Source organism: Streptococcus sp. HMSC070B10 (genome assembly GCF_001808665.1).
Lineage (GTDB): Bacteria > Bacillota > Bacilli > Lactobacillales > Streptococcaceae > Streptococcus.
This window is the reverse complement of sequence record NZ_KV794150.1, coordinates 1-23,242: the sequence shown is the minus strand read 5'-3', so window position 1 is coordinate 23,242 and position 23,242 is coordinate 1. Positions and strand designations below refer to the sequence as shown.

At 39.7% G+C, this 23,242-nt stretch carries 27 protein-coding genes; 1 reads left to right on the top strand and 26 read right to left on the bottom strand.

Features of this window, described 5'->3' with window-relative positions:
• Positions 1 to 83: 83 nt before the first annotated feature.
• The 5 genes from HMPREF2613_RS01555 to pbp2a form a co-directional block, all read right to left on the bottom strand.
• Positions 84 to 563: a sigma-70 RNA polymerase sigma factor region 4 domain-containing protein gene (locus HMPREF2613_RS01555; protein WP_049492451.1), complete on the bottom strand. Its 480-nt coding sequence runs from the start codon at positions 561 to 563 to the stop codon at positions 84 to 86.
• A gap of 120 nt (positions 564 to 683) precedes the next feature.
• Positions 684 to 1,220 (bottom strand): transcription termination/antitermination protein NusG, encoded by a 537-nt coding sequence (nusG, locus tag HMPREF2613_RS01550; protein ID WP_049486629.1) that lies wholly within the window; start codon positions 1,218 to 1,220, stop codon positions 684 to 686.
• Between the two features lie 54 nt (positions 1,221 to 1,274).
• Positions 1,275 to 1,451, bottom strand: a complete 177-nt coding sequence (gene secE, locus HMPREF2613_RS01545) for a preprotein translocase subunit SecE (RefSeq protein ID WP_001210991.1) — start codon at positions 1,449 to 1,451, stop codon at positions 1,275 to 1,277.
• Between the two features lie 9 nt (positions 1,452 to 1,460).
• Positions 1,461 to 1,613, bottom strand: a complete 153-nt coding sequence (rpmG, locus tag HMPREF2613_RS01540) for a 50S ribosomal protein L33 (RefSeq protein ID WP_033661702.1) — start codon at positions 1,611 to 1,613, stop codon at positions 1,461 to 1,463.
• A 52-nt stretch (positions 1,614 to 1,665) separates the two neighbouring features.
• Positions 1,666 to 3,861 (bottom strand): penicillin-binding protein PBP2A, encoded by a 2,196-nt coding sequence (gene pbp2a, locus HMPREF2613_RS01535; protein WP_070478489.1) that lies wholly within the window; start codon positions 3,859 to 3,861, stop codon positions 1,666 to 1,668.
• Between the two features lie 86 nt (positions 3,862 to 3,947).
• Here pbp2a and HMPREF2613_RS01530 point away from each other — a divergent pair, with 86 nt between their 5' ends.
• The gene (locus tag HMPREF2613_RS01530) at positions 3,948 to 4,823 is read left to right on the top strand and encodes an RluA family pseudouridine synthase (RefSeq protein WP_083279183.1); all 876 of its coding nucleotides are present in this window, start codon (positions 3,948 to 3,950) and stop codon (positions 4,821 to 4,823) included.
• 68 nt (positions 4,824 to 4,891) lie between these two features.
• Here HMPREF2613_RS01530 and gap read toward each other — a convergent pair whose 3' ends face one another.
• From gap to comGC, 21 genes are all read right to left on the bottom strand, one after another.
• Entirely contained in the window at positions 4,892 to 5,899 is a 1,008-nt protein-coding gene (gene gap, locus HMPREF2613_RS01525; RefSeq protein ID WP_000260686.1) for a type I glyceraldehyde-3-phosphate dehydrogenase, read from the bottom strand.
• Between the two features lie 176 nt (positions 5,900 to 6,075).
• Positions 6,076 to 7,377 carry an ABC transporter permease gene (locus HMPREF2613_RS01520; protein ID WP_186822068.1) on the bottom strand — a complete coding sequence of 434 codons (1,302 nt, stop codon included), beginning with the start codon at positions 7,375 to 7,377 and terminating at the stop codon, positions 6,076 to 6,078.
• Positions 7,346 to 8,029 carry an ABC transporter ATP-binding protein gene (locus HMPREF2613_RS01515; RefSeq protein WP_070478485.1) on the bottom strand — a complete coding sequence of 228 codons (684 nt, stop codon included), beginning with the start codon at positions 8,027 to 8,029 and terminating at the stop codon, positions 7,346 to 7,348. Before HMPREF2613_RS01515 ends, HMPREF2613_RS01520 begins: the two co-directional genes overlap by 32 nt.
• A gap of 199 nt (positions 8,030 to 8,228) precedes the next feature.
• A complete protein-coding gene (locus HMPREF2613_RS01510; protein ID WP_070478482.1) occupies positions 8,229 to 9,149 on the bottom strand; it encodes a helix-turn-helix domain-containing protein in 921 nt (306 codons plus the stop codon).
• Positions 9,150 to 9,272: 123 nt separating this feature from the next.
• Complete coding sequence (gene adhE, locus HMPREF2613_RS01505; protein WP_070478480.1) at positions 9,273 to 11,924, bottom strand: bifunctional acetaldehyde-CoA/alcohol dehydrogenase; 2,652 nt, start codon at positions 11,922 to 11,924, stop codon at positions 9,273 to 9,275.
• 299 nt (positions 11,925 to 12,223) lie between these two features.
• Positions 12,224 to 12,634 (bottom strand): MORN repeat-containing protein, encoded by a 411-nt coding sequence (locus HMPREF2613_RS01500; RefSeq protein ID WP_070478478.1) that lies wholly within the window; start codon positions 12,632 to 12,634, stop codon positions 12,224 to 12,226.
• Positions 12,621 to 13,064: a low molecular weight protein-tyrosine-phosphatase gene (locus tag HMPREF2613_RS01495; protein ID WP_070478476.1), complete on the bottom strand. Its 444-nt coding sequence runs from the start codon at positions 13,062 to 13,064 to the stop codon at positions 12,621 to 12,623. The genes HMPREF2613_RS01500 and HMPREF2613_RS01495 overlap by 14 nt, the downstream gene beginning before the upstream one ends.
• A 46-nt stretch (positions 13,065 to 13,110) precedes the next feature.
• A complete protein-coding gene (gene yajC / locus HMPREF2613_RS01490; protein ID WP_000445811.1) occupies positions 13,111 to 13,410 on the bottom strand; it encodes a preprotein translocase subunit YajC in 300 nt (99 codons plus the stop codon).
• 117 nt (positions 13,411 to 13,527) lie between these two features.
• The gene (gene tkt, locus HMPREF2613_RS01485; RefSeq protein WP_049492472.1) at positions 13,528 to 15,504 is read right to left on the bottom strand and encodes a transketolase; all 1,977 of its coding nucleotides are present in this window, start codon (positions 15,502 to 15,504) and stop codon (positions 13,528 to 13,530) included.
• A gap of 115 nt (positions 15,505 to 15,619) precedes the next feature.
• A complete protein-coding gene (locus HMPREF2613_RS01480) occupies positions 15,620 to 16,243 on the bottom strand; it encodes a ribonuclease P (RefSeq protein WP_070478474.1) in 624 nt (207 codons plus the stop codon).
• Positions 16,244 to 16,293: 50 nt separating this feature from the next.
• Positions 16,294 to 17,283, bottom strand: a complete 990-nt coding sequence (jag, locus tag HMPREF2613_RS01475; protein ID WP_049492474.1) for an RNA-binding cell elongation regulator Jag/EloR — start codon at positions 17,281 to 17,283, stop codon at positions 16,294 to 16,296.
• A 26-nt stretch (positions 17,284 to 17,309) separates the two neighbouring features.
• Entirely contained in the window at positions 17,310 to 18,125 is an 816-nt protein-coding gene (locus HMPREF2613_RS01470; RefSeq protein WP_222563122.1) for a membrane protein insertase YidC, read from the bottom strand.
• A complete protein-coding gene (gene rnpA / locus HMPREF2613_RS01465; RefSeq protein ID WP_042900234.1) occupies positions 18,100 to 18,471 on the bottom strand; it encodes a ribonuclease P protein component in 372 nt (123 codons plus the stop codon). The genes HMPREF2613_RS01470 and rnpA overlap by 26 nt, the downstream gene beginning before the upstream one ends.
• 149 nt (positions 18,472 to 18,620) lie before the next feature.
• A complete protein-coding gene (locus HMPREF2613_RS01460; RefSeq protein ID WP_033681099.1) occupies positions 18,621 to 19,811 on the bottom strand; it encodes an acetate kinase in 1,191 nt (396 codons plus the stop codon).
• 50 nt (positions 19,812 to 19,861) lie between these two features.
• Positions 19,862 to 20,815, bottom strand: a complete 954-nt coding sequence (locus HMPREF2613_RS01455) for a class I SAM-dependent methyltransferase (protein ID WP_070478469.1) — start codon at positions 20,813 to 20,815, stop codon at positions 19,862 to 19,864.
• A gap of 60 nt (positions 20,816 to 20,875) precedes the next feature.
• Complete coding sequence (locus tag HMPREF2613_RS01450; protein ID WP_070478467.1) at positions 20,876 to 21,463, bottom strand: class I SAM-dependent methyltransferase; 588 nt, start codon at positions 21,461 to 21,463, stop codon at positions 20,876 to 20,878.
• A 32-nt stretch (positions 21,464 to 21,495) separates the two neighbouring features.
• A complete protein-coding gene (comGG, locus tag HMPREF2613_RS01445; protein ID WP_070478465.1) occupies positions 21,496 to 21,909 on the bottom strand; it encodes a competence type IV pilus minor pilin ComGG in 414 nt (137 codons plus the stop codon).
• Positions 21,887 to 22,348, bottom strand: coding sequence for a competence type IV pilus minor pilin ComGF (gene comGF / locus HMPREF2613_RS01440; RefSeq protein ID WP_070478463.1), 462 nt, complete (start codon positions 22,346 to 22,348; stop codon positions 21,887 to 21,889). The genes comGG and comGF overlap by 23 nt, the downstream gene beginning before the upstream one ends.
• A complete protein-coding gene (gene comGE / locus HMPREF2613_RS01435; RefSeq protein ID WP_071478895.1) occupies positions 22,311 to 22,613 on the bottom strand; it encodes a competence type IV pilus minor pilin ComGE in 303 nt (100 codons plus the stop codon). The genes comGF and comGE overlap by 38 nt, the downstream gene beginning before the upstream one ends.
• Complete coding sequence (gene comGD, locus HMPREF2613_RS01430) at positions 22,576 to 22,980, bottom strand: competence type IV pilus minor pilin ComGD (protein ID WP_070478461.1); 405 nt, start codon at positions 22,978 to 22,980, stop codon at positions 22,576 to 22,578. The genes comGE and comGD overlap by 38 nt, the downstream gene beginning before the upstream one ends.
• On the bottom strand, positions 22,973 to 23,242 hold a 270-nt coding region (gene comGC, locus HMPREF2613_RS01425), incomplete at its 5' end, for a comG operon protein ComGC (RefSeq protein WP_070478459.1). The genes comGD and comGC, both read right to left, overlap by 8 nt.

Genomic DNA, 23,242 nt, shown 5'->3' with positions numbered 1-23,242 from the left:
TTATTTTCAACTCTTACTATTATACAGACTTTTCATACTTTGTCAACACCTTTTTTATCTTTTTTCATTTTTTGCATGGCTTCCTAGTATGTACGGATGTCAAACTCTTTAAATACAATACGTAAGTCTCTTAATACTCTTTGACGACCTCGGAAGCGTTCATTTCTTAAGACGCGTTCTAACTCTTCTTGTTTATCTTTACTTTGTTTGTTTCTATAATTTCTTAGTGTCTCATGAAAGAGATAATAATCATCTAGCCAGAGACCTCCCTCGCTTATACGATGACTAAGCTCACCTACTTCTTCATAGGGTTCTTTATCATATCTTCGTTTTTGACTTTCTTGCTTACGGATATAGTCTAGAATTCGATTCCGGAATTTAGTCTTAAAATATTTCCTTAAACGAGGAATATCTTCTAATAGATCTTCTTCTCTACTAATCAATTCATGCAAGCAAATCATACCCTCTTGGTCCCAATCCGATAGATCCCATAAATGAAGGTAATATTCATTTCTACACTTATATACAATCCCTTGGACTTCTTTATACAATTCTTCAATCATATTGTTCCCCTTTCTAGATACAGTCTAACAGATTCAGAAACACTTTTGGCACATTTCCCCCATTCTGTTCTCTACACTGCCTCAACTGCACAAAAAAGAGAGGGCAAGCCTCTCTCTGGGTTATAATTCTGCGATTTGGTTTAGGTTTACTTCTGCAACTGTGTCATTACCAAACATAGAGATAATCATCTTCACTTTATTGTTATCAATCTCTATAATCTTACCGGTATAATCTGCAAAAGCACCATCAATAATACGTACAGTTTGACCAACTTCAACATCGATATCAAACTCTTGTACAGTTTGTCCCATAGAAACCAAGATATCACGAATTTCTTGTTCCAATAATGGAGTTGGTTTTGATCTATTTCCGTGAGATCCGACGAATCCTGTAACATTTGGTGTATTTCGAACAACAAACCAAGCTTCATCTGTCATGACCATTTCTACAAGAACATAACCTGGAAAGCGATTTTCTTCTACTTCTTTTCTCTTTCCATTTTTTTCAACTTGCACTGTTTGTGTTGGAATTTCAACGCGTAGAATATTATCCAACATATTGTAGGTTTGTGCACGTTGTAATAGATTTTCTTTTACCTTATTTTCATAACCAGAATAAGTTTGTAAAACAAACCACCCTTTATCAAAACTATCCATGATATTTCCTTTCATAAATAGAAGATTTCTAGTGTAATTAACTCCACTAGCCTTCTAAAAAATGTTAATAAATCGAATCAAACCTGAAACAATCAACTGGTCAAAAATGTAAATAATTACTACAAAGAAAGCTGTGTATTCCATAATAGAACGAAAATCTCTCCAGCTTTCCTTGCGAGTTGGCCATGTTGTGTCTTTAAGAAGTCTAAAAATATCTCCAATAAAACGCATCGCTCTCTCCTATCTCGTTTCTCTGTGTGTAGTGTACTTACCACAATGCTTACAAAATTTATTTACTTCTAGTCGTGTAGGTTTGGGGTTTCCACTAATCTTGATTGAATAGTTTCTAGAACCACAAACCGCACAAGCTAGGCTTGCTTTTTTTAGTGTCATAACGCCTCCATCTTATCTATTATAACAAGAAAGCCAGGCTTTGACAAGCATCTTAACGAAATAGATTGACTACCGAATCCCATATCGTTTGAGCCTTTTCCTTAATTTTAGCATCTGAGATAGCACGGCTAGCCTCATCTACCAGATTTTGTGCACGACTTCTAATATCAGACAGGCTATTATCCGCCTGATTTTCTTCATTACTCTGTACTTGATTTCTTGTATTGGCTGGTGCAATTCCATTTTGCTTATAAGCATTTTCGACTGTAAAGGTACTTCCTGGCGTATAAGGTAAAATGGTATTTGCAATGTTTCTAAAGACATGGGCTGCACCGTTTGAAGTAGAGCCAGCTAGATAGTGGCTTTCATCAGTGGTAGGGAAACCAAGCCAGTGACTAATCACTACATCCGGAGTATAACCAATTACCCACTGGTCACTTGTGTATTCAGGATTGAAAACAGCTTCAGTTGTTCCAGTTTTTCCTGCCACGACATAGTCTGCAGGCGATGAACTAACACCGGTACCGTTGGTGAATGTCCCCAACATCATACTAGTCATCTTGTCAGCTACAGACTTATCAATCACCCGTTTTTGTGAATTTTTATGGCTCGCAATGACCTGCCCACTAGCATTTTCAATTCTACTAATAAAATGAGCTTCCGGCATTAAACCTTCATTTGCAAAGGCAGCATATGCTTGAGCCATTTGAAGAGGGTTGGTTTCAACACCGCTTCCCAAGGCGACGCCAAGAACACGATCGACCTTTTCCATGTTGAGTCCGAATTTTTCTCCCGCCTCAAAAGCCTTATCAACGCCCAAATCATTAACAGTGGCAACAGCAGGCAGATTAAGCGATTCTGCCAAGGCTTGATACATAGGAACTTCTCGACTCGTTTTGATCCCTGCATAGTTATCAACCTTATAGCTGTCATACTGCATAGTATGGTTATCCAACTGCTTATTCAAAGCCCAGCCAGCTTCAACTGCAGGCGTATAAACAACTAAAGGCTTAATTGTCGAGCCAGGGCTACGTTTTGATTGAGTTGCATAGTTAAAATTCCGGAATCCAGTTTTATCATTGCCAGCAACCTGACCGACAACTCCACGAACTCCACCTGTTTTCGGTTCGAGAGCTACACTTCCTGATTGAGCAAATGTTCCATCCTCTGCCCTCGGAAATAGAGCTGTATTTTCATAGACAACCTGCATATTTGCTTGATAGTTTTGGTCCAGCTCTGTATAAATGCGGTAGCCATTATTGACAATTTCTTCCTCTGTTAGATTATACTTGGAAACGGCTTCGTTAACCACCGCATCAAAGTAAGAAGGATAGCGGTAATCTGAGATTTTTCCTTCATACTGATCGTGCAATTGCGAAGTCATATCAACTTCTGCAGCTTCGGTTTCTTGGTTTTTATCAATGTAACCCGCTGCAAGCATATTTTGCAAGACAGTATCACGACGATTGGTAGAATCTTCTACGGAATTCAAGGGATTATACAGTTCCGGTCCTTTGAGCATCCCTGCCAGAGTCGCAGCTTGATCCAAACTCACTTCTGACGCAGAAACTCCAAAGTATTTCTTACTCGCATCTTCTACCCCCCACACACCATTTCCAAAATAAGCATTGTTAAGGTACATTGTTAGAATTTGATCCTTACTATATTTTTTTGTTAATTCTAAGGCAAGGAAAAATTCTTTCGCTTTTCTCTCAACAGTTTGATCCTGTGATAGATAGGCGTTTTTAGCCAGCTGTTGGGTAATAGTAGAACCACCACCTGAACGACCAGCAGTGATAATCGCCAAGAAGAAACGACCATAGTTAATCCCGTCATTTTTATAGAAAGAACGGTCTTCTGTCGCAACAACGGCATTCTGCAAATTTTTACTGATATCAGTCAATTCAACATAAGTTCCTTTTTGACCGGACAAGGCACCGGCCTCTTTTTCTTCACGGTCAAAAATGAGAGTTCGAGTTTTCAAGGCATTTTGCAAATCATTGACATTGGTTGATTTGGCAACAGCAAACAAATAGGTTCCAACTAGCAAGCTCGCACTCAAACCTAGTATAAGGACAATCTTTGTTAGATGATAGCGACGCCAGAATTTTCGAATTGGACCTACTTGGGCTAATTTTTTTCGATCACTACGAGAGCGACGTAAGCTAGTAGAATCAGAATCCTCTGATTCACTTGTTTCTTTTTTAAAAAGAGAAAGAAATTTCTCGAATAATTTATCTAATTTCATGCGTTTATTTTATCATCTTCATCATAGGAAGACAAGAATTTAGCTATTTCCTATCAAAATAGGTCTTTTTTTGTTACAATATCTGTATGAAATTCACATTTACATTACCAGACTCTCTACCTCAAATGACGGTAAAGCAATTACTTGAGGAACAACTCCTCATCCCTAGAAAAATCCGTCATTTTTTGAGAATCAAGAAACATATTTTGATAAATCAAGAAGAAGTTCACTGGAACGAGATGGTAAATCCTGGAGATATTTGCCAGTTAACTTTTGACGAGGAAGATTATCCCGAAAAAGAAATCCCTTGGGGCAACCCAAACCTCGTTCAGGAAGTTTATCAAGATCAACACTTGATTATTGTCAACAAACCAGAGGGGATGAAAACGCACGGTAATCAGCCAAACGAAATCGCCCTTCTTAACCATGTCAGTGCCTATGTTGGCCAAACCTGCTATGTCGTTCATCGTCTGGACATGGAAACCAGTGGTTTGGTTCTCATTGCCAAAAATCCTTTTATCCTGCCTATTCTCAATCGCTTACTGGAGAAAAAAGAGATTTCTAGGGAATACTGGGCACTAGTTGATGGAAATATCAACAGCAAAGAGCTTGTTTTCAGAGACAAAATTGGGCGTGATCGTCATGACCGCAGAAAACGAATAGTTGATACAAAAAATGGGCAATATGCTGAAACGCATGTAAGCAGATTAAAGCAATTCCCAAACAAAACTTCCTTGGTTCGTTGCAAGCTAAAGACAGGGCGAACCCATCAGATTCGTGTGCACCTTTCGCATCATAATTTCCCTATTTTAGGCGACCCTCTCTATAATAGTAAATCAAAAACAAGTCGGCTTATGCTCCACGCCTTTCGACTGTCCTTTACCCATCCGCTTACATTAGAGAAATTAAGCTTCACTATCCTCTCAGATACTTTCGAAAAAGAATTAAAAAAGAATGGATGATTGCGTCATCCATTTTTCCATATAAGAAAAGCAAGACCAAGAGGCCTTGCTTTTTATCGACTCATGAATTATTTAGCGATTTTTGCGAAGTATTCAAGAGTACGAACAAGTTGTGCAGTGTATGACATTTCGTTGTCGTACCATGATACAACTTTAACCAATTGTTTACCGTCAACGTCAAGAACTTTAGTTTGAGTTGCGTCAAACAATGAACCGTAAGACATACCTAGGATATCTGAAGATACGATTGGATCTTCAGTGTATCCGTATGATTCGTTTGAAGCTGCTTTCATAGCTGCGTTCACTTCGTCAACAGTAACGTTCTTTTCAAGAACTGCTACCAACTCAGTTACAGAACCTGCTGGAACAGGAACACGTTGAGCAGCTCCGTCCAATTTACCGTTCAATTCTGGGATTACAAGACCGATAGCTTTTGCAGCACCAGTTGAGTTAGGAACGATGTTTACAGCACCAGCGCGAGCACGGCGAAGGTCACCACCACGGTGTGGTCCGTCAAGAATCATTTGGTCACCAGTGTAAGCGTGGATAGTAGTCATCAATCCTTCAACAACACCAAAGTTGTCTTGAAGAGCTTTAGCCATTGGAGCCAAGCAGTTTGTAGTACATGAAGCACCTGAGATAACTGTTTCAGTACCGTCAAGAACGTCGTGGTTAGTGTTGAATACAACTGTTTTAACGTCGTTTCCACCAGGAGCAGTGATAACAACTTTTTTAGCTCCACCTTTAAGGTGTTTCTCAGCTGCTTCTTTCTTAGCAAAGAAACCAGTAGCTTCAAGAACGATTTCTACACCGTCAGTAGCCCAGTCGATTTGCTCTGGATCACGTTCAGCAGAAACTTTAACGAATTTACCGTTAACTTCAAATCCACCTTCTTTAACTTCAACAGTACCGTCGAAACGACCTTGAGTTGTGTCGTATTTCAACAAGTGTGCAAGCATAACTGGATCTGTAAGGTCGTTGATGCGTGTAACTTCAACACCTTCTACGTTTTGGATACGACGGAAAGCAAGACGACCGATACGTCCGAAACCGTTAATACCAACTTTAACTACCATTAGTGATTTCCTCCTTATGAAAATCATGAAATTTTTATTGTGAAAAGAGTAACTTGAATCACTACAAATCACCTTTCAACAAACCTATTATATAACTATTTAAGTTTAATTGCAAGTACGGGCATTGTTTTTCTATGTCAGTTTCTTTTTAAGGCTATAAATCAAGAACTCCCTTACTATTCATATCGTAGCGAATCTACAGGATCCATTTTACTAATTTTACGTGCTGGGAAGTAGGCTGAGACATAACCAAGTAATAGAGCGAAAGCTAGAGTTCCTAAAATAGATAGAAGATTTAATTCAAAAACCTTAGTGATGGATGGGTAAAAGTGATTTACAACCGCATTCGCCAAACTTCCCACCCCTTGTGCAACCAAAAATGCCAGCAGTAAGGCAATACCTACAATCCAGATAGCCTCGTAAATAAAAATTCCTTTGACATCACGATTTTGATAACCAACTGCCTTCATGACGCCTATTTCCTTAGAACGTTGCATGATATTGATGTAAATGATGATACCAATCATGACTGCTGCTACCACAATAGCTTGTGATGAAAGTACAATCAACAATCCCTGAATGACACGAATAAAAGTAATCACAATATCAAGAACCTTCTGTTGAGAAAGAACGGTATACTTCTTATTTTTCTGCAATTCTTCTGTTACCGTTTTTGTCTGTGATGGATCTTTGAGTTCCAAGATAAAATAAGATACAGCTTTTGTAAATCCAGCTTCTTTCAAAATTGTTTCCATTTGATGAGACGGCATGAAACTGTTACTGTCCTCCATGTCATCTTCATCATTGATTACACGCACAATCTTTGTTTGAAATTGAGCAGTCTTGCTAGCTTCGGCAGCATTTTCTACAATACTTGCTGAGACTGATTTGCCAATAACATCACTAGCTGTCAGATTTTTTCCTGTCTGTTCATTCCAATTTTTTAGTAAGCTGACTGGAATCGTTAATCCCTGTTCATTTGCATCAGTATAGAGGGATCCAGCTACCACTTTGTCCTTTTCATTACTACTAACAGAAATACTTGTATCCTCATAGAGACTCACTACTTGAGCATAAGAAGGCATCGTTTGACTCAGATCCATTTCTTGCCCATCTATAGTAATATTTGACATGTTCATCCCAAAAGGACTCTCTAGATATTTAATATTTTCTTTCCCAATCGTATCCACGATATAGTTCTTATCATCTTGGTTCAAAAAGCCTCGTCCAGCATTTTCTGTATTTAAAGCAATCTGAACTTGAGAAGGGATTTGACCTCCATTCGTATTTTCATCAATCATCGAAATCAAAGCATTTCCCAAGCCGAAAGAAATTAAGACTCCTACAAAACCGATTGAGGTTGCTAGCGCAATCAATAGATTACGCCACTTTCTTTCCAGAAAGTTATTTAAAGAAAGTTTGAATTTATTTTTTAATGATAATCCTTTATTTTTTGACTTCTTCAACGACTTCACCATCCTTCATTTTGATAATCACGTCTGCATATTCAGCAACCTCTGGATTATGGGTTACAATCAATACTGTTTTCCCTGTTTGGGCTAAATTTTTAAATACCTCCAATACCTTTTCTTGGGATTGAGAATCCAGCGAACCCGTTGGCTCATCTGCTACAATCATATCAGGATGATTTACCAGTGCACGCGCTATTGCTACACGTTGCTTTTGCCCACCAGAAAGCTGTTTAACATTTTTAGCCATAAAAGGCTCCATGCCCAAGTTACTTAATTGCTCCTTTGCAATCATTGTCATCTCCCTGTCAGATAAATCTTTGACATAGAGAGGGAGCTTGACATTGTCCAAGACAGATTGATGAGGAATGAGGTTAAAATTTTGAAACACAAATCCAATCCTATCTTTACGAAATTGAGTTAGTTCAATCTCTGATAAGTCACGGAGGGATTCCCCTTTAAATTCTAAAACTCCTTCATATTGTCTATCTAGACCACTGATAATGTTTAGCAAGCTAGTTTTGCCACAGCCTGACGGACCGTAAATCGCTGTAATTTTACCTTTTGCAATCTGCAGGTTAATATTTCTTAGAGCCTGCTCTTGATGTTTACCGTCCAAAGTGTAAAACTTTGAAATATTTTTAATGGATAAAATGGACATTCTTTCCCCCTTATTTAAAACTGTTATCGTCATACATCATACTTACAGAAAATTCTTCAAGTTGATTGACCCTATAGGCCTACTACTTAGAATTTTCTCTCTATTGCCTAGTTTGCTTCTGGATGTATATCAAGTAAAATTCATTGTAACAAAAAAGCGACATTCCCTCAATGACAGAAATGTCACTCCTATAAACTCTTTAACGATATCTTTCTAGATCCTCGGCCCATTCATTATCTAAACTAACGATTAACTTCTCATTGCCAAACATCCTCGCCATCATTTTTGCTTCTTCATACTTTTGTTTGGCTGTTTCATAATCCGTCTGAATATAATATTTCCACTCAAGCATCAAGACAATCGGTTGTTTTTGAAAATCTCGTGTTTTTTGCCCTATTTTATTTAAGGTCTCGACTGCCCTCTTAAAATAATGAAGCAACCCCATAATCTCTATACAAGTTAAAGAAGCTAGTAAGGAGTCTCTAAGTAAGTCCAAACAATCGAACTCTATCTTATCAATCTGCGAACTTAGTTTCTCATGAAAATAAAGAATATTCTCATACTCAGATTCTTTTATTTCACCCGCTTTCAAACCATCCATTAACTGACAGTTGAAATACAGTCTCAGTTTCAACAAGTCCTCGGCTTTATATACATCTCTGGATAGTAAGTCTTGAAGACCGCCCTCAATCACACTGCTTCCGTATAAGGAATTACTAGTCGCTCTCACCTCATCTATTGCTTGAAGACAATCCACTACCACTTTCTCATCACGTGGCAGGTCATCATAAAAACACTCAAAAATCTCATCAAAATATTCTTCCTTTTGTTCCTGCAACTCCTTGTCTCCATAGTCAGGGTGATGAAGAAGAAAGTACTTTAATTCTTGGTAACGCTTGGGTAATTCCTTATAGTCTGGCATCAAGACATAAGATGGAATGCCTAGCCTATTCGCTATATATTCTAGTGTTTTTATCATAGGACGAAATTCTCCTTTTTCAATGCGCACCAACTGACGGACTGACAATTCAGACTCATCTCCACAAAAAACAGGGCGACTAAGTCCTTTCTCCTCTCTTAAAAGTCGCACTTTATCCCCTAACTCATTTATCTTGTTCATTTGCCCCTCGCATGATTATAAAAGATTTGATTTTCAAATAAATATATGCGATGATTATACCATTTTTCAAATAGAATTACAAAAAAAGAGACAGGGATTCCCTGCCTCTAGGCTGATAAACAATTATTTACGGCGTCCTGGTCTTTCTTTGTAGCCATAGTAAGAATCTTCGATGATTTCTTGCATATGGTCAACCATTGGAAGGCGTGGGTTAGCTGGTGAACATTGGTCTTCGTAAGCAAGGAAGGCTAATTCACGTGAATGTTCTTTCCATTCTTTTTCGTCGATACCTTGTGCTTTGAAGTTCATTTGGATACCTACGCGCTCACCAAGTTCATAGACAGCTTTTGCGTAAGATTCCACACCTTCTTCTGGAGTAGAAGCTGGAAGTCCAAGCATACGAGCGATATCTTGGTACTTCTCATCTGCACGGTAGTAGTTGTACTTAGGCCATGTTGCTGTCTTAGCTGGACGTGTACCGTTGTAGCGGATGACGTATGGAAGCAAGATAGCATTTGTACGACCGTGGATTGTGTGGAATTGCGCACCGATCTTATGAGCCATTGAGTGAGAAATACCTAGGAAGGCATTGGCAAAGGCCATACCAGCGATTGTTGAAGCGTTATGCATTTTCTCACGTGAGTGGAAGTCTGCATTCTTAACTGAGCTTTCAAGGTTTTCGAATACAAGTTTGATAGCTTGAAGTGCAAGACCATCAGTGTAGTCGCTAGCCATTTGTGATACGTAAGCTTCAGTCGCGTGGGTCAATACGTCCATACCAGTGTCCGCAGCAACAAATCCAGGAACTGTCAATACCAAAGCAGGGTCTACGATTGCCACGGTTGGTGTCAATGAGTAGTCAGCGATTGGATATTTACGGTTGTTTGCTTTATCAGAGATAACGGCAAATGGTGTTACTTCAGATCCTGTACCAGATGTTGTTGGGATTGCGATGAATTTAGTCTTCTTACCAAGCAATGGGAATTTGAAGGCACGTTTACGGATATCCATGAATTTTTGTACAAGGTCACGGAAGTCCACTTCTGGTTGTTCGTAGAAGAGCCACATTACTTTAGCAGCATCCATTGGAGATCCACCACCAAGAGCGATGATTGTATCTGGTTTGAAGGCACGCATGATTTCAGTACCACGTTCAACTGTAGTGATATCTGGATCTGGTTCTACATCTGCAAAGATTTGGTAAACAACCTTATTGCGACGAAGATCAAGTTGTTCAATGATACGATCAAGGAAACCAAGCTCTACCATGGCATGGTCAGTAACGATCATGACACGTTCTACGTCACGACATTTTTGAAGGTATTGAATTGAATCACGTTCAAAGTATGTTTTTGAAGGAAGTTTCATCCATTGCATGTTATTTCTCCGTCTTCCGACTTTTTTGATATTCAAGAGGTTAATGGCACTAACGTTATCCCCAACTGAGTTGCGTCCGTAAGAACCACATCCAAGTGTCAATGATGGCAAGAAGGCATTGTAAACGTCCCCGATACCACCGAAAGTAGAAGGTGAGTTACAGATAACACGAATAGCTTTAACAGCTTTACCAAATTCTTTAGTCAATTCTTCGTCAGCTGTGTGGATAGCTGCTGAGTGTCCAAGACCGTTAAATTCCACCATTTGACGAGCTTTATTAATACCATCTTCACGGCTTTCAGATTTCAAAACTGCGATAACTGGTGACAATTTTTCACGAGTCAATGGCTCGTTTTCACCAACTTCTTTACATTCTGCAGCAAGAATGTTTGTTCCTTCTGGAACTGTAAATCCTGCTTGTTCTGCAATCCAAGTTGCTGGTTTACCAACGATGTCAGCGTTCAATTTTGCACCAGCACAGTTTTTGCTGTTTGCTTTCACGCCGAAGCAGAATTCTTCGAGAAGGGCTTTTTCTTTTTTGTTTACAAAGTAAGTGTGATATGATTTGAACTCTGCTACAAATTCATCGTAAATTTCTTTATCAATGATAACCGCTTGCTCTGAGGCACAGACCATACCATTATCAAATGATTTAGACATGACGATATCGTGTGCAGCTTGGCGGATGTTAGCTGATTTTTCAACATAAGCTGGAACGTTTCCGGCACCTACCCCAAGAGCTGGTTTACCACATGAGTAAGCAGCCTTAACCATGGCATTCCCACCTGTTGCAAGGATTGTTGCAATACCTTCGTGGTTCATAAGGGCACTAGTTGCTTCCATAGATGGTTGAGTGATCCACTGTACACAGTTTTCAGGAGCTCCTGCTTTAATCGCAGCATCACGAACAATTTGAGCTGCGTGAGCTGATGATTCTTGAGCTGATGGGTGGAAGGCAAAGACGATTGGATTACGTGTTTTCAATGAAATCAATGATTTGAAGATTGCTGTTGATGTTGGGTTTGTTGTTGGAGTGATACCACAAACAACACCAACTGGTTCAGCGATAAGAGTCAATCCTGTTACATCGTCTTCTTCGATAACGCCAACTGTTTTAGTGTGACGCATGTTGTTTACTACGTGTTCACAAGCAAACAAGTTCTTAGTTGCTTTGTCTTCAAATACACCACGTCCTGTTTCTTCATAGGCATGTAGAGCCAATTCTCCGTGGGCATCCAAAGCTGCTACTGATGCTTTGGCAACGATGTAGTCAACCTGCTCTTGATCCAACTTACGCATTTCTTCAAGAGCAACTAGAGCTTTTTGCACCAATCCATCAACATGCTTTTCAGCAGCGAGTTTCTTTTCCTCTGGTGTCACAGTTTTTTTATCAGCCATATTTTCCTCCATAGCTTTCAAGGATTGATATCCTTTGTTAATTTTTTCACAAGTTTATTATAACGCATTATTTCAACTTTGTAAACAGTTTCATAAACATTTCACAAAGAATTTTTTATTGTTTGTGAAATTTTTCTTATTTTCTTCACTTGTCAAGTTTTTTCTTTAGAGTTTGTGAAATTAATTTCAAATATTTTTTATTTCACAAACTTGCTTGGAAGAGGGGCTTGGAAAGAGATAGATTTTCTAGTAAGCGCTTACTTTTAGATGCTAACAATACCTCCTTTGATAAGGAGGCTTTATTTTTGTTGAAAAACGCCTTGTTTAAAAGTCCCTTCATAAACAACATCTTGTTCTGTTGTTAGTTTTCCTTTTCCTTCAGCCTGACCATTTACAAAATCACCTTCGTAGGTCCAGCCTTCTTTAGATTGAAAGGTACCTTTTCCGTTGAAGGCTCCATTGTTGAAACCACCAGTATACTGGTCTCCATTTTGGAAGGTAATGGTACCTTGCCCATTCATTTTACCACGGACAAGACTGCCATCGTAAACAATCGTTCCATTATCAAGCTTTAGAACACCTTTTCCTGGAATATTTAGAAAAAAGACGAGTACAGCACAAAAAACAATGGTAACTACTGCCAAAAGCTCTAAACGTGGACGAGTCAGATAGACACGATACTTGTCGTAAAAATTCTTAAGATTTTCCATCTTCACTCCCCTTTTCTAAACGTTCTAACCAAGCTTGACAACCCTCTTGAACACGCTGATAGGTTTCCTCAAAATCTCCTGTATACCAAGGATCTGGAACACTTTCAGGTGCGAATGAGTAAATCTTATCTTTACAGTCTGCTGGACACATCTGACGTAAGTCAGAAACATTCGAAGCATCCATACCGATAATATAATCAAAGGCTTCAAAATCTTCCTTACTAATCTGAAGCGATGTCTTGCCTTTTTCATAAGGAATCTCATACTGTTGAAAAATCCCTTGAGTTCCCTTATGAATCGGATTACCATGTTCCCAAGAGGAAGTCGCTCGACTTTGGATTTCGTAGTTTTCTGTCATTGATTTCATAACAAACTCGGCCATAGGACTGCGACAAATATTCCCCAGACAGACAAAGACTAGTTTTTTCATCCCATTTCCTTTCTTTTATAGAAAAACGGGAGTTAGTAATCCCGCCTTATTTTTCAATTGCACCTTCGAGTGAAGCTGTTTCTTTCAGCGGTAATACTGTCTTGATAGCAGCTAGTTCAAAAGTCAAGTAAACTCCATCTACATCAAGAACAATCGTTCTCTTCTCAGTATCTACTTCATCAACTGTTCCGTAAAGTCCACCGATTGTAATAACCTCATAGCCTTTTTGTAATTTATTCAAGCTTTCCATACGTTTTTGTGCTTGTTTCTTTTGAGAGCGTTGCGTAAAGAACATCAAGCCCACCATAGCCACAAGAATGATTAAAAATGTATATTGTGATTCCATTATATTCTCCTTTGTCTTTTACATAGGACTACTATATCAAATTTCAGTTACTTTTACAAGATTGTACCTTACTTTTCTAGTAAGAAAAAACCAGAGCTTGCGCCCTGATTTTTAGAATTATTTCAAGTTTTGAACGACTTTTACAAGATTTTCGACAGTAAAGCCATATTCTGCCAATACTTTTGGTGCTGGGGCAGAGGCTCCGAAGGTATCAATCCCGAGAACGGCACCATCGAGACCAACATATTTGTACCAGTTTTGAGTTGCACCCATTTCGACTGCAACACGACGGCGAACTGCATTTGGAAGAATTTCTTCCTTGTATGCTGCATCTTGTTTATCAAAGACATCTGTAGATGGCATGCTGACTACGCGGACTTTTGCGCCTTGACTAGCCAATTCTTTGGCAGCTGAGACAGCAAGATTAACCTCTGAACCTGTTGCAATCAAGATTGTATCAAAGTCTGCTGCATTTTCGTAGACAACATAGGCACCTTTTGCAACCTTGTCAAAGTCTGTTCCCTCTTCAACAGTCAAGTTCTGACGTGTCAAGACAAGGGCAGTTGGCGTTTTCTCACTTGTCACTGCAAGGTACCAAGCTGCTTGAGTTTCACGCGCATCTGCTGGACGGAAAACATTCAGATTTGGCATGGCACGAAGACCTGCTAAATGCTCAACTGGTTCGTGCGTTGGACCGTCTTCCCCAACCGCGATTGAATCGTGGGTAAAGACATAAGTCACGGGAAGTCCTTGTAAGGCTGACAAGCGAACAGCTGCCTTCACATAGTCAGAGAAGACGAAGAAAGTTCCACCGTATACACGAAGTCCACCATGAAGAGCCATCCCGTTCAAGATTGTTCCCATGGCAAATTCACGAACACCAAACTGAATGTTGCGGTTCAAGCGGTTGGAATCGTCTTGAAGTCCGTCAGTCTTGATATAAGTCATGTTTGAGTGAGCAAGGTCCGCTGATCCACCTAGGAAGGTTGGTAACTTAGCCGCCACAACATTCAAGGCATCTTGGCTTGAATTACGAGTTGCTTGAGAGAAACCATTTTCTAAGGCTGGGAAGTCTGCTGGAGTCACTTCAACTGGATCACGTCCGTCGATGATGGCTTCTACTTCTGCTGCAAGTTCTGGATGAGCTTCTTTATAATCAGCAACTAATTTTGTCCAAGCTTCATAAGCTGATGCGCCACGGTCTGCAACATGTTCTTTGAAATCAGCATATACTCGTTCTGGGATTTCAAATGGTTCGTAGTCCCAACCAAGCGCTTGACGAGTTGCTACAGTTTCATCTGCTCCAAGAGGAGCACCGTGTACCGCATTAGTTCCTTGTTTATTTGGAGAACCGTATCCAATAACAGTCTTCACTTCAATCAAAGAGGGTTTGCCTGAAGCTTTAGCCGCTTCAATAGCAGCATGGATTGCTTCCAAGTCTGTTCCATCTTCAACCAAGGCTGTATGCCAACCGTAAGCATTGTAACGGTCACGAACACTTTCTGTAAAGGAATCCTTTGTCTCACCATCCAAGTTGATGTCATTTGAATCATAAAGAACAACCAACTTGTCTAGTTTTTGCAAACCTGCGTATGAAGCCGCCTCACTTGAGACACCTTCCATCAAGTCTCCGTCTCCACAGATAACGTAAGTATAGTGGTCAAAGATATTGTAGCCTTCGCGGTTATATTTGGCTGCCAAGAAACGTTCTGCCTGGGCAAAACCAGTGGCAGTTGAAATCCCTTGACCTAAAGGACCTGTTGTAGCATCAATTCCTGCTGTATGACCAAATTCTGGGTGACCTGGTGTTTTTGAACCCCATTGACGGAAGCTCTTGATCTCATCCATACTAACATCTTCAAAGCCAGAAAGGTGAAGAAGGGCATAAAGAAGCATTGAACCATGACCAGCTGAAAGAATAAAACGGTCGCGGTTAATCCAGTTTGGTTGAGCTGGATTGATACGAAGTTGTTTTGTAAAGAGGCTGTAAGCCATCGGAGCCGCTCCCATAACCACACCTGGGTGACCTGAGTTGGCTTTGTTGATAGCGTCAATACCTAGGAAACGGATTGCATTAACAGATAGATTCGACATAGAATTTCCTTTCTATTTGAGGTGATTAGTGAATCACACATTCTATTTTACTATTATATGAAAAAATACATAGAATAGCAATTAAACAATTCGATGTAAATAAGTATTCTATTTGCTATCCTCTAGTCGCCTGATAGTAGGGAAGTAAGCGTTCATAAGCATCTTCTAATTTTTCTAAAATCACTTCTAATGATTGATTTTCAATAAAAGAAACATCTGCTTTAACTAACACTTTTCGGATTTCTTGACTGCCTACCTTCTCGACTAAGATCTGACGATTTTCTTCGTTCGCCTCCCACCGTTGACTTTGGCCATCAGAGTAGACTAGATAATAAATCCCTTCAACGGTTGGAATTTCTAAAACTTTGGCCTGCTTGCCTAAAGTTCGATCATCCTTCTTACGTTCGATAAAACTAACTTCTAGTGAAACTCCAAAATCAGAAGGGTTTCCATACAAACGAAGAGCCATCATAGGTTCTGTCACTTGTCCGTCTCTCTGTAGATAGACCCAGAAATGTGGTCGCAAACGCTGCGCTTGATTCATCCACTGGCTAGTCTGTTGGAGTTGCCATTTTGGATGGCTTGCTTGAAAGGCTTTGGCTAGCTCTGTAAAAGCCTTTCTGGCCTCTTGACCTTTGTGGCGGAATGCCAGCATCTTCTCTCGCTCTGCTCCCGCCTTATCAGGATTACGGTACTGCAAACCAGCAAAGTCTAAATAATCTCTTATCTTATTCAACATTAGTTTAATCTCCTCCAGCTAGCAAAAAATCAGGATAACCCTGATTTTACTTATTCTGTATCTACGACAACATAACGATTTGGCTCATCACCCTCAGAGTAACTAGTCACGCCATCCATACGTGAAATAATACGATGAATAATCTTGCGTTCACTATTTGACATAGGATCTGTTTGATGACTACGTCCTTCTTCTAAAACACGAGCCGCCAATTTTTGCGCATAGGTCTGCAAGACTTCTGCACGGTGTTCAACATAATCATTGACATTAATAGTAATGTAGAAGGTTCTTGAATAGCGGTTATAAAGATAATTTTGAGCCAATAACTGCAAGGCTTTCAATACTTTACCATGATAACCGATAATACGCCCTGGCTCATTTGTATCAATTTGTAAATTGATGCTACGACGGTTATAATCATTTGAAATCGTCGCCTCAACGTCCATATCATCAATGATTGTCTGGACATAAGTCGTTACTTCCGTAGCTACTTGTTCAATGTCAAAACTCGGTTCAACCTTTAAGCCCAAATCTTCTAATTCTTGACTTTCAGTTCGTTCAGCTTGAGTCTCGACAATAGGAGTTTCTACTTCTTCTCCGAAACCAGCTTCTTCAAGCTGTAATTCATTTAAAATCTCAATGTGCCCAGTTTCTTCTAAGATGGTGCTAGCATGTTTTTCATTTTTCAAGATTTCAGCCTTGACTTCATCAGAAACCCCTTGGCCTTCTTCTTCAATCTTTTTAATCGCTTCTACAACATGACCCAAATCAACGGTTGCTTCACTGACCGTTTTGACCGGTTCATTTTGTTCATTGATTTCTTTAGGAACACCCTTAATAGCTTGTTGATTTGCTTTAATGACAGTTGTTTCACTAATAGCTTCAATGTCAACTTGAGCTGGTTTTTTACCAAATAAACCAAGAAATCCTTTTTTCTCGCGAGAAATGACTTTGATATGAGCCTTCATTCTTGGAATATCTAATTCTTTCAATCCTTTCTGGATTGCTTCTTCAACAGTTGAACCTGTAAATACTCCCATTACCAGATTCCTCCTTATTATTTCGTTTACTGAGCCTTTTTCTTGGCTTTTCTTTTTCTATTTTCCAAATCTTTCTGTGCCTGAGCTACCGCCTCGCGCTCTGCAATAATCTTGAATGGATTGTTCAAGAAATAGGTTTGCAAGACTTGATAAGCATTGGACACTGCCCAGTAGAGAGCGACTCCGCTCGGAGCATAAACCCCAAAGATAAAGATTAAGACTGGAATACCATACATCATCGCAGTCGTAGCGCCATTACGCTCAGACAAGGCTTTATTAGACAGCCAAGTACTTAAAAAGGTAAATACAGCTGCTAAAATCGGAAGAACAAGGGTTGTATCCACACCACCAAGGTTAATCCATAAGAAATGACCTGTCTTTAAAAAGTCAACTCTTGATAGAGCTTGGAACAAAGCCAAGATAACCGGCATCTGAATCAAAATCGGCCAAAGAGAATCTGACTGTCTGACACCCATTTCTTTAAAGACTTTACGCATTTCTTGCTCTAGCTTGGTTCTGCTTTCCATATCTCGACCTGGATATTGTTCTCGAAGCGCCTTAATGCGAGGTTGAGCTTCCTGCATTTTTCTGGATGCCACCATTTGCACTTGGAAAACTGGCAAGAGGACTGTACGAATCAAGATCGTAAAGAGAATAATCCCTACTCCGATACTGATATCAAACGATAAAAAGCGAATGATTTCCGCAAAGAAGTAAACAAATTTACTCCAAAAATCAGCCGATTCGGCTGTAATATCGTTAGTTGTCCCATTAGTTGCACAGGCTGTCATGATCAATAGGGACAGTCCTAGCAAACTAGTCAACTGTAGTTTCTTTTTCACTCCCATTTCCTTCCTGGTAAATCTTTGATAATTTTAATACGTGGAGTAGGTTTTTCTCCATCTCTGCGTATCCCAAGGTTTCGACTCCTTTTCGAGCAATGACAACAAAATCGACATCTTCTACCAGACTCCCTTTTGCATTCTGGATAATATGTCTAATTCGTCGCTTAATTTGATTTCTAGTGACGGCATTCCCAAGTTTTTTGCTAACTGATAGACCTACTCGAAAATGTTTTTTCTGGTTTTCCAATTGGTAGACAACAAATTTGCGGTTAGCAAAACTTGTCCCCTCCTTGAAAATCGCCTTAAAATCTTTCTCTCTTTTTACACGAAAGTTTTTCTTCAAAACTCAACTCCATCTATTAAATTACTACTATTATACCATATTTTTCAAAAAAACCAATCATAGCAAGGTTTTGGACAATTTCACCATAAAAAGAAGCTGGAAAAATCTCTTTCCCAACTCCTTGTACGGAATATTTTTACTAGTTTTACTTATTTTTTCAAGCGTTCAACGTCACGGGCAATGACCAATTCTTCATCAGTTGGAATAACCAAAACACGGATCTTCGCTGCCTCTGTTGAGATGTCTCCTGTCACGCCAAAGACGTTCTTTTCTGGATCAACATCACAGCCAAACCAAGAGATACCTGAGATAACATCTTCACGTACGTTTGCTGCATTTTCACCGATACCTGCAGTAAAGATAATAGCATCTGCTCCATTTAGGACTGCAAGGTATTGACCGATATGTTTTTGGATGCGATCAACATACATTTCATAAGCCAAAGTGGCATCATGGTCCCCTTCTTCCATAGCAGCAATCACATCACGCATATCACTAGATTTACCTGAAACCCCCATTAGTCCTGATTCACGATTAAGGACGTGACTAATGTCTTCAGGAGTATTAAAGTCCTCTGTATATTGCATTAAGTAAGGAATGATAGCTGGGTCAATATCCCCTGTACGAGTTCCCATCATCACACCACCAAGTGGAGTGAATCCCATTGAAGTATCGACAGATTGACCACCCTTAACAGCTGTAATAGAAGCACCATTACCGATGTGGCAAGTAATCAATTTCAAGTCCTCTAATGGACGGCCCAAGAGTTTTGCTGCTTCTCCTGCTACAAACTGGTGACTTGTACCGTGGGCACCATATTTACGCACCTTGTTTTCTGTGTAATATTTTGTTGGTAGAGGGTAGCGATAAGCTTTCTCTGGCATAGTTGTGTGGAATGAAGTATCAAAAACAACTACACTGGTAATGTCTGGCAGCAATTCCTTGAAGGCACGAACACCTGCTGCATTGGCTGGATTGTGGAGAGGAGCCAACAAACTCAACTCTTCAACTTTTTCTAAAACATCTCCCTCAACGACTGTTGATTCTTTGAAATATTCTCCACCGGCAACAACACGATGTCCAACACCTGTAATCTCGTCATAAGCCTTGATAATATCGAAACGAATCAAGTCATCCAATAAAATTTTAACAGCTTGTGTATGATTTTCGATATCCAAAATTTGTTGTTCGGAACGGCCGTCAAATTTTACAGTTGAAATTGAATCTTTCAAACCGATACGTTCAATCAACCCTTTCGCCAATACTTTTTCTTCTGGCATTAAGTATAATTGCCATTTCAAACTTGAACTTCCCGCATTGATTGCAATTGTTTTTGTCATAACATGATACCCCTTTTTAAGCGTTTTCATCTATTATAACAAAATCTATTTTATATTTCAGTACCTTGAGTCCATTTTTGAAAATTTTCTTTAAATTTCATTAAAACACTTGCATCTTGTAAGCTAGCAAGCGGATAAACAAAAGGATCTACTGCTGTTTCACTTTTCTTCTGTAGGATAAAAATGGTCTTAGATTGTTTGGCATTGGCAAAGAGATTTTCAGGCAAACTAATCATGGCAGTCAGACTTGCCTCCTCTTTCAACCAACCTTTCAACAAGTCACTTTGAGGACTGGTCAACAAATCACTCGGAGCTAGAAAAATAGCGTAGCCATCTGATTTGAGGTACTTAAGCCCTTGTTCCATGAGCAAGTGATGGGCGTAGGTATTTTCTTGACTAGAAGCAACTTGATGGCGCGACGCAACGGCATCATCAGGATAATAGCCGACAGGTAAGTCGCTGATGACCACGTCGCTTTCTTTGAGCATTTGTGGACGAACAGCATCTCCTTGGACAAAGCCAGCCTGCAAACCAATTACATCTGCCATGCTTGCTGCCAAATCAATCAGCAAATCATCCACTTCCATTCCCAAGTAATCCACCTTTTTATCAAGCGAGGTCAAGAAAGTAGCGCCTAGAATTCCCATCCCAGAACCCATTTCGAGGATAGTGATTTCCTTCTCTGTAAACAACTCTTCCACAATAAACACCAAAAGTAAGGCAATAGCATCCGGTGTAAACTGGTGATTAGCCTGTAGGGGCTCTGTCTGCCCAGCCTTCATCAAGAGAAACTGATAGGTCTTGAGCCATTCTTCTTTGCGAAGCGCTAAGCGTTTAAGGGCCTGATTGTTCTCTTTGACCTGTTTTAGCTCCGTCTCACCATCCAGATAGATGCTGTTTTGCTCCACCAAGGCGTCATAAAAATTGGTCGCCAAATCACTTTGGATGACTTGGACATTCTCTAGTAAATAGGTATAAGCTTGTTCAATTTTTTCAAAATCCATATTCCTATCTTATCAAATTTCCCTTCTTTTTTCCATCCTTATAGAAAAATCACTCCCTGACTAGGCGAGTGATTTTTGGGCTACTGTAAAAAAGAGTTCTGAGTAATTTCTTTGAAACAGGTCTTCAGCGCTATAGAGGATCTGACTATGCACAGATGAAAAACCAAACTGGGTTAGCTTGTTTTCCAGTTCAACCAATTCAAATCCATGATGGTTAGCTTCTGTCTTGGTAAAATCAGCAAGTAGGAGTTGTCCGTTTTCTCTCAGATGTTGATGAAACAGTGAGAGAGCCTCATCCAAATCAGGCATATGATGAAGAACACGACAAACAACAATGAGATCAAACTCTTTCTCCAAGGGTTTTTCCAGTAAATCTTGCTCCAAAAACTGGATATTCTTGATGTCTTGCTGCTCCGCTTTCAAACGAGCTTGCTCAAGCATTTTCTCCGAAATATCCACCAATGTTACAGACTTGGCCTGCTTGGCTAGGGGCAAGGTTAACAGACCCGTCCCTCCACCGAAATCCAAAATTTCTTTGTCTGATAGAAGATCAATCTGTTTCTCGACTGCTTGACAAACCAAGTTTGCAAGGAAGATATTTTTAGGTGAATCAAAAGTTTCTGCTTTGTGGTTAAAATCATGTTTCATATTTTTAGTTTAGCACAAAATAGCTTGATTAGCTAGGAATTCTCTTTCTTTTCAGGCTTCTTTTCTGATTTTTTCTTCTCCACTTTTTCGCTTGAATCGGTCGCTACCTTTTCCTTTTTATCTGTTTTCTCTTCTTTGATTTTGACTGAAGGAAATAGGAACTCATATTGACTCTTAGGCGTACGAACCGTCGTCACCAAGCCAGTTTTCTTGTTTTGATAGCTTACCTGACCTATATTAAAGACCTGTTCCCCACTTTCTTGCTCAATCTTATCCTTGGTTCGCTTGGCCATAGCAAAAGCGATTAACTTTTCTTTATTCAAAGCATAGTCTTGATAATGGGCGACTTGTCGGTTCAAGTAAAATTGTAACAAAAGACTAAAGATAGCTGCTATGGTTACTGCATAGAGAAGGACTCCTGCCTTAACTTTTTGCTTTTTCCACACGATAGATGAACTCCCTTTCTAAGCCTTTTTGAAACTGGAAACGAAAACGAACCAGCTGATTGTCCTCTGTAATTTGAGCTGATTTGAGTCCATAAACCATAGGTTGATAACCCCGTCCACTGGCATCGGTTTTTCGAAAATCGTCCGATTTAGACTTGCCTATCGCAATTTCCTTGCCATCCTGCTTCATATAAATGCGGTTGCCTTCCACTTTTTCGAACTGCGAACGGTCTAATTCTGCCTCCAGCTGATCCACAAACAAGAGCCACTCTTTTTGCTCACTTTGCTGCTGGTAGCGAACTTCTGAAATGAGGAGCTGACTCATGGCTTGAAAGAGAAGTAGGCTTCCACTGATGACAATGAGGGCAATCAGTGATTCTAACAGGGTAAAAGCCTTAACCTTATGGTTCTTTGATTGCCAACAACTGTTCTGAACCATGATAAACCTCCAATCCCTTTTCACTAGAAAACACCTGAATCTCAACTCCGTTGATGTTTACCTGATTTTGACCTGTCTGCAGGGCCATCTTAGCTACACGCACAACTTCTTCCTTTTGCAGGATTTTTGCTTCTTCTTGTCTATTTTTCTGAATTTGTCCCAAAAGGAGAGTTGCAATGCTGGCAAAGATAGCTAAAGCGACTACTGCTTCCAGTAAAATCACTGCCCTAATTTTTTGTTTCCTTAATGCGTTTAATTTTTCCATTTCCTAAATATAATCGATAGCTGATTGCTCCTTTTCTGGTCTGAAATTCAACCTTAGCCAGAGATCTATTTCCACCAGCTCGGTCAAATGTGATACTTTGGCCTGATGGTGCCTGAATTCCTTTAGGAACTGTCAACTTTTGACTGCCGTTACTAATCGTCTGCCCATCTAAGTTTAGACTAGTCTTTTGCTGACTGGCTACACTGCGTTTTTGGGTTTCCCGATAGAGTTCTTCAAACTCCATAAAGAAAATCTGCTCCTCTACCGCCGCAAAAGTGGACTGGACAGAGCCGGACAAGCCCAAGGCAAGGATACTCACAAGACCTAAAACCAATAGACTTTCAAACATGGTAAAGGCCTTAATCATTGACTTTACGATTAGCTCCTCCGTTTTTATCATGGTATTCTTTATAAGCTTTAGCCTGTTCTTCCGTGATTCGCCCATCTGCTTGTAACTTGCTTAGGCTAGCATCTTCATTTTTATCCAAGCTATAAAGCTCTGCCTGGCTTTCTACCACCTTAACAACAGCAGCTTTTCCTTTGTCATTGACCGCCTCTTTTTGCTTGGTCAAATTAGGTACAAAAAGTAAGAGAAGTACGCTGATGATGAGCAAGACCACCAACATTTC